General features: G+C 64.9%; 10 protein-coding genes and 1 tRNA gene. 5 read left to right on the top strand and 6 right to left on the bottom strand.

Translation table 11 applies throughout. The features are described 5' to 3' along the window. The 3 genes from BRAO375_RS06890 to BRAO375_RS06880 all read left to right on the top strand — a co-directional run. A partial coding sequence (locus tag BRAO375_RS06890) for a response regulator (RefSeq protein ID WP_035639319.1) occupies positions 1-325 on the top strand: 325 nt, incomplete at its 5' end. Beyond that, complete coding sequence (locus tag BRAO375_RS06885) at positions 322-738, top strand: response regulator (RefSeq protein ID WP_009026739.1); 417 nt, start codon at positions 322-324, stop codon at positions 736-738. The genes BRAO375_RS06890 and BRAO375_RS06885, both read left to right, overlap by 4 nt. 488 nt (positions 739-1,226) lie before the next feature. Then, the gene (locus tag BRAO375_RS06880; protein WP_009026738.1) at positions 1,227-1,406 is read left to right on the top strand and encodes a hypothetical protein; all 180 of its coding nucleotides are present in this window, start codon (positions 1,227-1,229) and stop codon (positions 1,404-1,406) included. 202 nt (positions 1,407-1,608) lie between these two features. Here BRAO375_RS06880 and BRAO375_RS06875 read toward each other — a convergent pair whose 3' ends face one another. Further along, positions 1,609-3,351, bottom strand: a complete 1,743-nt coding sequence (locus BRAO375_RS06875; protein WP_009026737.1) for a methanol/ethanol family PQQ-dependent dehydrogenase — start codon at positions 3,349-3,351, stop codon at positions 1,609-1,611. A gap of 122 nt (positions 3,352-3,473) precedes the next feature. Beyond that, entirely contained in the window at positions 3,474-4,052 is a 579-nt protein-coding gene (locus BRAO375_RS06870) for a QcrA and Rieske domain-containing protein (protein WP_009026736.1), read from the bottom strand. Between the two features lie 426 nt (positions 4,053-4,478). On the opposite strand from BRAO375_RS06870, the gene BRAO375_RS06865 reads away from it, so the two are divergent. After that, positions 4,479-4,552, top strand: a tRNA-Cys gene (locus BRAO375_RS06865). A gap of 51 nt (positions 4,553-4,603) precedes the next feature. On the opposite strand, the gene BRAO375_RS06860 is transcribed toward BRAO375_RS06865, so the two are convergent. Further along, positions 4,604-4,783 carry a hypothetical protein gene (locus BRAO375_RS06860; RefSeq protein WP_009026735.1) on the bottom strand — a complete coding sequence of 60 codons (180 nt, stop codon included), beginning with the start codon at positions 4,781-4,783 and terminating at the stop codon, positions 4,604-4,606. A gap of 351 nt (positions 4,784-5,134) precedes the next feature. Between BRAO375_RS06860 and BRAO375_RS35640 the strand changes: the two genes are divergently transcribed. Next, entirely contained in the window at positions 5,135-5,605 is a 471-nt protein-coding gene (locus tag BRAO375_RS35640) for a PAN domain-containing protein (RefSeq protein WP_009026734.1), read from the top strand. 33 nt (positions 5,606-5,638) lie between these two features. Here the strand turns inward: BRAO375_RS35640 and BRAO375_RS06850 are convergent, their stop codons facing one another. From BRAO375_RS06850 to BRAO375_RS06840, 3 genes are read right to left on the bottom strand one after another with little or no spacing between them, the layout of a single operon-like run. Continuing rightward, complete coding sequence (locus BRAO375_RS06850; RefSeq protein WP_009026733.1) at positions 5,639-6,394, bottom strand: tRNA-uridine aminocarboxypropyltransferase; 756 nt, start codon at positions 6,392-6,394, stop codon at positions 5,639-5,641. A 39-nt stretch (positions 6,395-6,433) separates the two neighbouring features. Further along, positions 6,434-9,538, bottom strand: coding sequence for an efflux RND transporter permease subunit (locus tag BRAO375_RS06845; RefSeq protein WP_009026732.1), 3,105 nt, complete (start codon positions 9,536-9,538; stop codon positions 6,434-6,436). Continuing rightward, positions 9,538-12,666: an efflux RND transporter permease subunit gene (locus tag BRAO375_RS06840; RefSeq protein WP_009026731.1), complete on the bottom strand. Its 3,129-nt coding sequence runs from the start codon at positions 12,664-12,666 to the stop codon at positions 9,538-9,540. Before BRAO375_RS06840 ends, BRAO375_RS06845 begins: the two co-directional genes overlap by 1 nt. Between the last annotated feature and the right edge of the window lie 16 nt (positions 12,667-12,682).

Raw genomic sequence — 12,682 nt, 5'->3', positions numbered from 1 at the left:
CGGCAGCGTATCCTTCGACGCGGTTGTGATCGACATGTTCATGCCGGGCATGGATGGGATCGCAACCATACGCGAGCTGATCAAGATCGATCCGACCGTGCCGTTCATCGCGATCTCCGGCTACGCCTTTACCGATAAGAAGCAGGGAGCTCCCGACTTCCTCGGCATGGCCATCAAGCTCGGGGCGACAGCGGCGCTGCAGAAGCCGTTCGACATCCTCGATCTGCTCGAAGCTGTCGACAGCGCGCTTGAGGTTCGTCAACGGCTTCTGAGCGAAGCCCGCCAGCCTGGCTCTGCCTCCAAATCTGTTAGGAAAGCCTCATGACCAACATTCTGGTCGTCGATGACGAAGTCGGTGTGTGCTGCGTGATTCAGCACCTTCTGGTGCGCGAGGGATACGCCGTCACGGCCGTCACCGACGGCCGCGTGGCGATGGATGCCGTGGCCCGCGACGATTTCGCCGCGGCGCTGATCGATCTCAACCTGGCCGACGTGGACGGTAACGACGTGATCCGGGCCGCGCGCGCGGCTCGGCCGAACATGCCGATCGTGATGATGTCCGGCATGGTGCTGGAGTCCGGCCACGGGCCCGCCGAATTGCTCGGCCTCTCCGCCCGGATGGTCGGCTTGCACCGATTGGCAAAGCCGTTCAAGCCACGCGATCTGTCGCAGTTGATGCGCGACATTCTCGCGAGTGATACGGAGGCTCTCGACGGCAAGGTCGTGACCCGGCAGTGAGCCGAGGGATGCGGCGGCGACTCGCGAGCCGTTGCGCTGCCATGCACGCCCATCGTTGAAAGCGCCCGCCACCAGCTCCGGTTTGCCTGCCTGCTCGAAAGCGCACGCTCTGATTCGTCTCAGCGCGGCGACGAAGCGTGCGGCCGAGATGTGCGAACTGCCGTGAGCGACCCTCGATGGCTGGTGGGCAAGACGGTCAGATCGGAAAGCTTCAAACAGCGACAGCTGGAGCCCGCGTTCGTCTGTGATCGGTCGGGCCTGCCTCCGGGGGGGCCGATTGCAACGGCGGCGTCTTCAGCGACGATCAAGTTCCATCGAGATGTAAGCTGCTTCACATGGGATGCGCGCAGACTACGGTACCTTCATCGGAACGAAAGGCGTCGGTAACCAATTAGGCCTTTCGACGGGGATCGCTACAATTTGAACGATCCGCTCAATTTGAACACAGTGGAGCTTTGCCATCGTGCGTGCAGTTGCGCGAGGTCACGATGAACGAAGCCGAATACGAATTGTTGATGGACGTTGTAAGAACGGCTATTGCGCCAGAGCTTGAGATCGATTCCATGGCCCGCTTGTTTTCAGTTTTACCGTCGCCGAAGGCTGCCAACGACAATCACGGCGCTTGGCCGCTGATTCCGTTCCCCGACGGCTGGTTCGCGGCCTGCTGACGCGTCCCCTCGCATCGCGCCGTAGAGCGCGCTCCGGTATTTCGGATCGCTTATCGCACGCGACGCCCGGCATGGTCCCGCGACTCAGATCCCGACCTGCTGGATTGGGATCCTGGTGAAACTCCATCCTCAACTTCAAGTGGTGGACAGCCGATCCTGACATGGCGACGGCACTCGGCCGCCGCCATGTAGATCTTCTCGCTTACTTCTTGACGGCGAAGACCCAGACCACGCCGCCCTGCGGCACGTTGTCCTCGAGGCCGGTGTTGCCCTTGGCGAGCGCATCCTGGATGCGCTGCGCGTCGACGCCCCAACCGGACTGCACGGCGATGTATTGCGTGCCGTCGACCTCATAGGCGACCGGCATGCCCATGATGCCCGAGTTGGTCTTCTGCTCCCACAGCAGCTCGCCGGTCTTGGCATGGAAGGCCCGGAACATCCGGTCATTGGTCCCGCCGACCAGGACGAGATCGCCGGCGGTCGCCGTGACCGAGCCGAACAGCTGCGACTTCGGGAAGTTGTGCGACCAGACCTTCTTGCCGGAGGCCGGATCCCACGCCTGCAGCTCGCCGTAATGATCGGCGCCAGGTCGCACCGTCAGCCCGATGTCCTCTGCCTTGGTGCCGAGCCAGAGCTGTCCCGGAACGAGCGGCAATTTCTCGCCGGTGAAGCCGCCGCAGAAATTCTCGTTGGCGGGCACATAGACGAAGCGCGTCTTCTGACTGTAGGCAGCCGACGGCCAGTCCTTGCCGCCCCACAGCGACGGACAGAAGTCGACGCGTTTGCCGAGCGTCGGCTTGTGTGCGGGATCGACAATCGGCCGCCCCGTCCCCGGCTCGATTCCCTTCCAGACATCGGTGTGAACGAAGTTCCAGCCGTTGACGTAGTTGATCCGCTCCGGCGTGCGCTCCAGCACCCAGAAGATCGCATCGCGGCCCGGATGGATCAGGCTCTTGAAGGTGCGGCCGTCGCGCTGCAGGTCGACCAGCATCGGCGCATCGACCTCGTCCCAGTCCCATGAATCGTTTTGATGGTACTGGAAATGCGTCTTGATCTTGCCGGTCGCAGGATCCAGCGCGATCACCGAGCTGGTGTAGAGATTGTCGCCGGGATGCAGATTGCCCGGCCACGGCGCGGCGTTGCCGACGCCCCAATACACCGTCTTGGTGTCCTTGTCGTAGGTGCCGGTCATCCAGGCGGAGCCGCCGCCATTCTTCCAGTCGTCGCCGCTCCAGGTGTCATGCCCGGGCTCGCCCTCGGCCGGAATCGTGAAGGTGCGCCACAGCTCCTTGCCGTCCTCGGCGTCGTAGGCGGCAACGTAGCCGCGCACGCCGAACTCGCCGCCCGAGCCGCCGACCATCACCTTGCCGTCGACGATGAGCGGCATCAGCGTGAGATACTGACCCTTCTTGTAGTCCTGGACCTTCTTGTCCCACAGCACCTTGCCGGTCTTGGCGTCGAGCGCGACGAGATGATCGTCGGTCGTCGCCAGATAGAGCTTGTCCTGCCACAGCCCGACGCCGCGGTTGGTCGGATGCAGCTGGAACAGGTCCTCGGGCAGCTCCCGCTTGTAGCGCCAGTACTGATCACCCGTCTTGGCATTGAGTGCGATCACCTGCCCCATCGGGGTCGTGATGAACATGACGCCGTTGTTCACCAGCGGCGGCGCCTCGTGCCCCTCGATCACGCCGGTCGCGAAGGTCCAGACCGGGACCATGCTCTTGACGTTGGTGGTGTTGATCTGATCGAGCGGACTGTAGCCCTGGCCGTCATAGGTGCGGCGATAGAGCATCCAGTTGCCGGGCTCCGGGTTCTCGAGCCGCGCGGGCGTCACCGGACTGTAATTGTCGATGGGGCCCGCCATGGCTGCGGGCGCGGCGAGACAGGTGAACGCGACGGCACTCGATAGGAGCCATTGTTTGATCTTGGTGGACGTGATGGACATGGACAAACCTCCCCTGCTTCGTTTTCGCTTCTTTGCTCGTCGTGACGATTCTCACGACGTTTCGGTCTTGACGACCGTTGCGGTCGTGACGATGCGAGTTCCGATAGACACACGAGATCTCATCAGCCCTGCTGGCCACCTACCTTTCCGATGAAGGGTGCGGCGACCACGAGCGCGCCGTCCTTGATGATCAGGGGCAGCGCCGCGAGCCGGCGCGGCGCAGGACCGAACACGACCTGCGCCCCGCGACGCGGGTCGTATTCGGAGTTATGGCACATGCATTTGAAGACATCGTCGTTGCCTTCGCTGGCCTTGATCCAGGCCGTGACTGGGCATCCCGCATGCGAGCAGATCGCCGAGTAGGCGACGATGCCCTCGGCTGCGCGCGGACGCGTGTCGTCGTCGAGCTCGTTCGGATCGAGCCTGATGATCAGCACCTCGTTCAGGCGCGATCCATCGCGCACGATCGCGTTCGCCGCATCCTTCGGCCACGCGTGAACCGGCGGATCTCCGGCCTTGAGATCATCAGGCGTGATCGTCCGGCCTTCGCGCTCGCCTTCCGAGAACACGAGCACATCGCCTTTTTGCGGCCGCTTCTCCTTGCGAGGATCGTCATCATCAGCTGCTCGCGCGCTCGCGGCTGACGCGCAAGCGACAAGCGAGCCGAGAACCACCGAGCGGCGTGTCGGATGATCGTCCATGACAGATCTTTGCGTGTGATGGTGTGTGTGGCGTTCAGGTGCTCTGCTTGCAGCCCAATTCTGCAGTGCACCCTGACATAGAATGATTAGATCAACACAACCTGACGAAATCAAGGCGCGCTGCGCGATTTCGCCGCGATCTTTCCAACTATCGTCGCTGCCGTGCGTCATCGCGCATGCAGCAGGCGAAACACTCGACGTGATCGGTCATGCAGCGATCTCGTCGCTGCTCGCCGTACGTCGGAGCCAGGGATGTCAGAGACAGGGATGGCGCGAGGCGAGCATCACCGCGTAGCCGCTGGTGACGCCGAAGCTGCATCGCGCGCCTGCGAGTCGGCCGGCTGGGCGGTCACATCCGGCGAATCTCGTCGGAGCGACGAGAGTGGTTGCCTAAGCGCGCGATTGCCTATATTGCTCCGCCCATAAGGCCACGTGGCGGAGTGGTTACGCAGCGGTCTGCAAAACCGTTTACACCAGTTCAATTCTGGTCGTGGCCTCCACTCAATCAAATCAAGCAGTTAGACCATTTGCTCGGCGGGACGTCGTTTCTCCTAGACCGGCAGATCGTCGATTCCGCCGGGGTAGAGCATCGGCCCGCGCGGCCACACCAGGATGGCGCCCGCTCGCCCTGTTCCGCCGCCCGCCGCTGACGGCTCGGCTGCCGCACGATCGGCGCGCCGGCTCACGTAGTCCCGGAACTGCACCACGTTCGATTTCTCAGCGTCCTGCATAGCCTCGCATCCTTTCGCTATGCTGCAATGCAAGAAGCGTACCTTCGTTCCACCAATGAGTGGTTAGGAGGGGTCCGTCGCGCCTCGAAAAACGGTATCCGGACACTTTCCCCGGCTCGATAGGCTCTGGGTTCTGGCAGCGATTTCGCCCTGCATCCCACACATTCCCGTTGAGCCGAGTGGAGCATTCAATGCCGTCGGCGATCGGCCGCGCTTGGTGGGAAGGTGGCGAGAGGGACGGCGCCTGGAGCAGTGGGACGCTCACTCAGGCCATCACGCCCCCGACTCGGTTTCGTTCTGTCGATGTGTTACGCTCGCACGAGAGAACGCATTCCGTCCTGCAGGTGTCAAATGACGCTGCCAACCATGTCGTTCATCTTCGGGGCTCTCTTGCTGGCCGTGGGAATTCTCGGCGGCGGCTTCGAGGTCAAGGAAGTCAAGGTCTCCAACGTCACGAGCACTGCACGGATACTCGCCGCCATCTTCGGCGTCGTGTTCATCGGCTTGGGCTTTTTGCCGCCGGACATCTCCAAGACTCTCGAGCCCGCTCGATCCGCACCTGTTGCGGCCGCCGCGACCGTGATCACGATGAGCGACAGAGAACACGACAGAAATAGATGGGGCGGCGACTATTCATCCTTCGATGTCAGGACGGACCGCGTCGAAGATTGCGAGAACGCCTGCAAGACAGCGGAGCAATGCAACGCCTGGACTTACGTCCGGCCGGGCCTTCAGAGAGCAAGTGCGGTGTGTTGGCTGAAGAACGTCGTTCCCGCCAATTCGGTCGACAATTGTTGCGTGTCAGGCATGAAGTTGCGCTGACGTGGCATGCTGATCTGGCATCACGGTCTCGCGTCACTTCGATACGCGGCCGCGACGTTTGCCGCCGCGAGACGGATGCGAGCGCCGCGGCTTCGGCCGGGGCGTGAGCTCGGGATGCGCCTTTTCCACCTCGCGATAACGTGCCAGCATGCGTTCGAAGCTCGAATCGAGCGTTGCGGCAATCTCCGGTCGCTGCTCCAGGGCCGCCATCAGCATGCCCGCCGCCTCGATCGTCGAGAGCCCGTCACGGCGCGGCTCGCGGCGCAGCTGGCCATAGCGCGAGGGCCGGCGCGGCCCGAGAATGACCCGTTGGCATTTGAGCATCCATGGATTGCGCCACCACAGCGCCTTGGCCTGGCTCCAGGTGCCGTCGAGCAGGATCACGCCTGCGATGGATTTGAGGATGGCGCGCTGGCTGTCGGCGACCTCGCCCTTGCGGGTCAGCGCCACGACCTCGCTCTCGGGATCGAGCTCGGCCGCCTTGGCCGAGCCGAGATAGAGAATTGCCCAGCGCGAGGGATCGTCGACCGGCCGGCCCAGCGCCTTGGCGAGGCTCGGCCAGGACAGACCGACCTTCACCACGGCATTCTTGAAATGCTGCGCGGCAAGCCGCGCCGTGCCGAGCGCCCGATCCTGCTCCTGCGGGTGTTGCAGGATCAGGAGGCCCAGCCTGCTCTCGATCGGCGTGACGCTGTCGCAGATGCACAGCGGCTGAGGCTTCTGGCAGCGCGGGCAGTCGGGCGGCGGCTCGGTGGCGAGCGTCGGATGATCGTGGGGATGGTCGGACATGGCGCGCCTATACGCGCCCTTGCCCGCCGCCACAACGGCTCATTCGGCAGGCGCGGCTAAGGGCTCCGGCGCGGAGCGGCGGCGCAGCCGGTCGATCAGCAGGTAGATCACCGGCGTCGTGTACAGCGTCAGGATCTGCGACACCAGAAGGCCGCCGATGATGGTGATGCCGAGCGGCCGGCGCAGCTCGGTGCCCGGACCGGTCGCAATCACCAGCGGAAGGCCGGCGAACAGCGCAGCCAGCGTCGTCATCAGGATTGGGCGGAAGCGCACGCGGCAGGCCTCGAAGATCGCGTCCGCCGAGGACATGCCGCGCTGGCGCTCGGCCTCGAGCGCGAAGTCGACCAGCATGATGCCGTTTTTCTTGACGATGCCGATCAGCAGGATGATGCCGACAAAGGCGATGACCGTGAGCGGCGTATTGGTGACCTGCAGTGCGAGCAACGCGCCGAGCCCGGCCGACGGCAGGGTCGAGATGATGGTCAGCGGATGCGCCAGGCTCTCGTAGAGCACCCCGAGCACGATATACATCGCGACCAGCGCGGAGAGGATCAGCAGCGGCTGGCGGCCGCTGCCCTTGTTGAAGTCGCCGGCATTGCCGTCGAAGCCGCCGCGGATGCCCTCGGGCATGTGAAGCTCGTCGACGGCGCGCTGGATGTTGGCGGTTGCGACCTGCAACGGCACCTCGGGCAGCAGGTTGAACGACACGGTCGTCGAGGGGAACGACTGCGAGTGATACACGGCGAGCGGCGACAGCCCACGCTCGGCCTTCACCAGCGCCGACAACGGGATCTGCGCATCCCCTGCCCCCGCGACATAGATGCGGTCGAGATTGGATGGATCGGTCTGGAACTTCGGATCGATCTCCAGCACCACCATGTACTGGTTGCGCTGGCTGTAGATGATCGAGATCTGGCGCTGCGCGAAGGCATTGTTGAGCGCGTTGTCGATGTCCTGGACGCGAACGCCGAGGCTCGCCGCCTTCTGCCGGTCGATCCGGAGCGCGAGCTGCAGCCCACCGGGATCGCGGTCGCTGGAAATGTCGGTGATGCCGTCGACCGTCTCCAGCCGCTTGGCGACGATCGGCGCCCATTTCTGCAGGAGATCGAGGTCGGGGCTGCTCAGCGTATACTGATAGTCGGAATCACTCTGACGGCCGCCGGCGCGGACATCCTGGGCGGCGAACATGAAGAGGCGGATGCCCGGCACCATGGCGAGACTCCGCCGGAGCCGGTTGATCACGAGCTCGGTCGAGACGCCCTCCCGCTCCGCCGGCGGCTTGAGGTTGATGAACATGGTGCCGCGGTTCGAGGTCGCGCCGCCTGGCCCACCGCCGCCTCCGATGGTCGAGCCGAGGCCGGCCACGGCGGGGTCGGCCATCACGATGTCGGCAAGCCGCTGCTGCAGGCTCAGCATCGACTGGAACGAGATGTCGGCCGAGGCGCGCGTCGCGCCGATGATGAAGCCGGAATCGTCCGTCGGGAAATAGCCTTTGGGCACCTTGATGTAGAGCGTCACCGTCAGGGCAATGGTGGCGAAGAACACCAGCAAGGTGAGGAACGGATAGACCAGCACGCCGCGTAGCGTCCAGGCGTAGAAGCGGACCATGCCCGACAGCGTGCCCTCGACGACGCGATCGAACCAGGTGGCGCGATCGGACAGCGTCTCCTTGATGTAATGCGCGCAGATCATCGGCGTCACCGTCAGCGACACCAGCGTCGAGACCACGATCGCGAAGGTCAGCGTCAGCGAGAACTCGCGCAGCAGGCGGCCGACCACGCCGTCCATGAAGATCAGCGGCACGAAGGCCGCGACCAGCGACAGGCTGATCGAGAGCACCGTGAAGCCGATCTGCCGTGCGCCATCCATCGCGGCCCGCATCGGCGACAGGCCGTGCTCGAGATTGCGGTACATGTTCTCGATCATGACGATGGCGTCGTCGACGACGAAGCCCACCGAGATCGCCAGCGCCATCAGTGAAAGGTTGTCGATCGAGAAGCCGGCCAGCCACATCGCGGCGCAGGTGCCCGCCAGCGCCAGCGGCACCGAGACGCCGGCAGCCACGGTCGGCACCAGGCGGCGCAGGAACACGAACACGACGACCATGACCAGCACGGCGGTCGCGAGCAGGGTCCATTGCATGTCCTCGACCGAGGCGCGGATCGTGCCGGTGCGGTCGATCAAGGTCGAGATCTCGATCCCAGCGGGAATCCACTGCTTGAGCTCGGGGATCAGCGCCTTGACCCGGTCCACGGTCTCGATGACATTGGCATCGCCCTGCTTGGCGATCTGGATCAGCACCGCCGGCTGCTTGTTGAACCAGGCGATAGAGCGCACGTTTCGGACGGAATCCTCGACGTCGGCAACGTCCGCCAGCCGCACGAAGCTGCCATTGCTGCTCTTGATCAGGATGTCGCGAAATTCCGCCGCGGTTCTCATCTGCTTGTTGACCGCAATCGTCTCGCTCTGCCGTTCGCCCTCGAAGATGCCGACCGGACCGATCGGGTTGGCGGCGATGATCGCCAGCCGCACGTCGTCGGTCGAAATGCCGGCATTGGCCAGCGACACCGGATTGAGCGCGATCCGCACCGCCGGCTGATCGGCGCCGCTGACCGTGACGTTGCCGACGCCCGGCACCTGGAACAGCCTCTGCGCCAGCACGGTGTCGGCGACGTCGTACATCGCGCTCGGCGTCAGCGTCTTCGAGGTCAGCGCCAGCACGAACACCGGGGCAGCCGCGGTATTCGCCTTGCGGAAGCGCGGCAAGGCCGGCAGGTCGCTCGGCAGGTCGGACAGCGCGGCGTTGATCGCCGCCTGCACGTCGCGCGCCGCCTTGTCGATGTCGCGGCCGATCGAGAACTGGATCTGGATGTTGGTGATGCCGAGCGAGCTCGTCGAGGTGATCTGGTCGACGCCGGCGATCTCGCCGAGCCGTCGCTCCAGGGGCGCCGCGACCGTCGCTGCCATGACCGAGGGATCGGCGCCGGGCCGCGATGCAGACACGAAAATGGACGGGAAATCGACGTTGGGTACCGGCGCCACCGGCAGGAATATGTAGGCGACGATCCCGATCAGGAACAGGCCGATCGAGAGCAAGGTGGTGCCGACCGGCCTGCGGATGAACGGCTCGGAGATCGAGGCCATCACTGGATGCCTTCGGTCGCACCGGCGATCGGCGGCGACGGCAGATCGGGCGCCGGCGGCAGCGCGCGCTCGAAGCGGCGATTGATGCGGTCGAGCGCGAGATAGATCACCGGCGTCGTGTAGAGCGTCAGGAGCTGGCTGAGCAGCAGGCCGCCGATGATGGAGATGCCGAGCGGGAAGCGCAGCTCCGAGCCGGTGCCGCTCTCGATGGCCAGCGGCAGCGCACCGAACAGGGCGGCCAGCGTCGTCATCATGATCGGACGAAAGCGCAGCAGGCACGCCTGCACGATCGCGTCGGTCGGCGTGCGGCTCTCGTGCCGTTCGGCCTCGAGCGCGAAGTCGATCATCATGATCGCATTCTTCTTGACGATGCCCATCAGCAGGATGATGCCGATCAAGCCGATCACCGAGAGATCCTGACCGAACAGCATCAGCGCCAGGATGGCGCCGACGCCCGCTGAAGGAAGCGTCGACAGGATCGTGATCGGATGGATGTAGCTCTCATAGAGCACGCCGAGCACGATGTAGATCGTGATCACGGCCGCGAGCAGCAGCCAAGGCTGGCCGGCCAGAGACTTGGCGAATTCGGCGGCATCGCCGGAGTATACACCGATGATGCTGCCGGGCATGCCGATGCGGTTCTCGGTGACATGCAGCGCCTCCACCGCCTCGCTCAGTGCGACGCCCGGCGCGAGGTTGAAGCTCAGCGACACCGCGGGGAATTGCGCCTGATGCGAGAGCGCCAGCGGCGTCGTCGTGCGCTTGAGGCTCGCCACCGCCGACAGCGGCACCTGCCCGCCGGCGCCCGGGAGGTAGAGCTTCGAGAGGATCGAGGGATCGCGCTGATACATCGGCAGTGCTTCCAGCACCACGCGGTACTGATTGGCCTGGCCATAGATCGTCGAGATCTGCCGCTGAGCGAAGGCATCGTTGAGCGTGTCGGTGACGGCCTGCAGGCTGACGCCGAGCTGGCCGGCGCGCTGACGGTCGATGGTCAGCTCAGCACGCAGCCCGCCTTCCTGCGCCTCGGACGAGACGTCGCGGAACAGCGGATCGCGTCGCATCTCGGCAACCAGCTGCCTTGCCCATTTCGAGACTTCGCCGGCATCGGCGCCGGTCAGCGTGTACTGATATTGCGAGCGGCTCGCCTGGGTCGAGATCTGCACGTCCTGGACCGGCTGGAAGTATACGGTCATCCCGGGCACGCCGGCCGTCTTCTGCTTCAGCCGGTCGATCACCGCGGCGACCCCGTCCTTGCGCTCGCCGAGCGGCTTCAACGTCATGACGAGGCGGCCGACATTGGTGGTCGGATTGACCGAGCCGGCGCCGATCACCGAGACGACGCCGACGACGTCGGGATCGGCCTGGATCGCGGCCGCGAGCTCCGCCTGCCGTCGGCTCATCTCCGCGAAGGACACGTCGGGCCCGGCCTCGGTCACCGCCGTGATCGAGCCGGTGTCCTGCAGCGGCAGGAATCCTTTTGGCGCGACGACGTACAGCGCCAGCGTCGCCGCCAGGGTCGCGAAGGTCACGACCAGCGTCTCGGTCTGGCGGTCCAGCACCCACAACAGGCTGCGGTGATAGACGGCCACGGTGCGGTCGATGAAGCGGCTGATGGCGTTCAGCCCCGGCAGCACCCATTCCTCGCTGGCATGCTTCAGGAGACGCGAACACATCATCGGCGTGAGGGTCAGCGACACCACCGCCGAGGTCACGACCGCAATCGTGAGCGTCAAGGCGAACTCGCGGAACATGCGGCCGACAAGGCCGGACATGAACAGCAATGGGATGAACACCGCAATCAGCGACACCGTCAGCGAGATAACCGTGAAGCCGATCTCGCGCGCGCCGCGCAGCGAGGCATTCATCGCGCTCTCGCCGTTCTCCATGTGGCGCACGATGTTCTCGATCATCACGATCGCGTCGTCGACCACGAAGCCGGTGCCGATCGTCAGAGCCATCAGCGAGAGATTGTCGAGGCTGAAGCCGGCGAAATACATCACGCCGAAGCTCGTGATCAGCGACAGCGGCAAGGCCACGCCGGCGATGATCGTGGCGCGCATGGAGCGCAGGAACAGCAGCACGACCAGCGTGACCAGCACGACGCTCAGCACCAGCGTGAACTGCACGTCGTGCACGGAGGCGCGGATGGTCACGGTCCGGTCGCTGACGATGGCGAGCTTTACGCCGGCGGGAATCGTCCGCTGCAGTTTTGGGATCTCGGCGCGGATCTGCCGGACCACCTCGATGACGTTGGCGCCGGGCTGGCGCTGGATGTCGAGGATGACGGCCGGCACGCCCTGATACCAGCCGCCGGTGCGATCGTTCTCCAGCCCGTCGACAATGGTGGCGACATCGCCGATCGTCACCGGCGAGCCGTTGCGATAGGCGATGATGATCGGCTTGTAGGCGTCGGCCGCAGCGATCTGATCGTTGGCGGTGATCAGGTAGGCCTGTTGCGCGCCATCCAGTGAGCCCTTCGGACCGGAGACGTTGGCGCCGGCAATGGCGGCGCGCAGATCCTCCATCGAGATGCCGTAGGCGGCGAGCCGCGCCAGGTCGGCCTGCACTCGCACCGCTGGCTTCAATCCCCCCAGCACCGACACGCGGCCGACGCCGGAGACCTGGCTGAGCCTCTGCGCGAGGATGGTGTCGGCCATGTCGCTCATCGCGCGCAGCGAGATCGTCTCCGAGGTCAGCGCGAGCGTCATCACGGGCGCGTCGGCCGGATTGACCTTGGCGTAGGTCGGCGGATAGGGCAGCGACTTCGGCAGAACGCCCGCGGCGGCATTGATCGCGGCCTGCACGTCCTGCGTGGCGCCATCGATATCGCGGCCGAGATCGAACTGCAGCGAGATCTGGCTGACGCCGAACGAGCTCGTGGAGTTCATGACCGACAGCGACGGGATCTGGCCAAGCTGGCGCTCCAAGGGAGCGGTGATCAGCGAGGCGATCACGTCGGGGCTGGCGCCCGGCAGCTGCGTCGTGACCTGCACCGTGGGAAAATCGACCTGCGGCAGCGCCGACACCGGCAATGCGAGATAGCCGAGCAGGCCGCCGATGAGAAGCGCGACGCCGAGCAGCGACGTAGCGATAGGACGGCGGATGAAGGGTTCGGAGACGCTCATCGCGACACGCCCCTCA

The sequence above is a fragment of the Bradyrhizobium sp. ORS 375 genome, assembly GCF_000239775.1.
Taxonomy (GTDB): Bacteria; Pseudomonadota; Alphaproteobacteria; order Rhizobiales; family Xanthobacteraceae; genus Bradyrhizobium.
This window is presented reverse-complemented; position numbering and strand designations above follow the sequence as displayed.

What these genes read in the sequence shown, in the direction of transcription:
- BRAO375_RS06885 (WP_009026739.1), top strand. Translation starts at nt 322, where the DNA reads ATGACCAACATTCTGGTCGTCGATGACGAAGTCGGTGTGTGCTGCGTG.
- BRAO375_RS06880 (WP_009026738.1), top strand. Translation starts at nt 1,227, where the DNA reads ATGAACGAAGCCGAATACGAATTGTTGATGGACGTTGTAAGAACGGCT.
- BRAO375_RS06875 (WP_009026737.1), bottom strand. Translation starts at nt 3,351, where the DNA reads ATGTCCATCACGTCCACCAAGATCAAACAATGGCTCCTATCGAGTGCC.
- BRAO375_RS06870 (WP_009026736.1), bottom strand. Translation starts at nt 4,052, where the DNA reads ATGGACGATCATCCGACACGCCGCTCGGTGGTTCTCGGCTCGCTTGTC.
- BRAO375_RS06860 (WP_009026735.1), bottom strand. Translation starts at nt 4,783, where the DNA reads ATGCAGGACGCTGAGAAATCGAACGTGGTGCAGTTCCGGGACTACGTG.
- BRAO375_RS35640 (WP_009026734.1), top strand. Translation starts at nt 5,135, where the DNA reads ATGACGCTGCCAACCATGTCGTTCATCTTCGGGGCTCTCTTGCTGGCC.
- BRAO375_RS06850 (WP_009026733.1), bottom strand. Translation starts at nt 6,394, where the DNA reads ATGTCCGACCATCCCCACGATCATCCGACGCTCGCCACCGAGCCGCCG.
- BRAO375_RS06845 (WP_009026732.1), bottom strand. Translation starts at nt 9,538, where the DNA reads ATGGCCTCGATCTCCGAGCCGTTCATCCGCAGGCCGGTCGGCACCACC.
- BRAO375_RS06840 (WP_009026731.1), bottom strand. Translation starts at nt 12,666, where the DNA reads ATGAGCGTCTCCGAACCCTTCATCCGCCGTCCTATCGCTACGTCGCTG.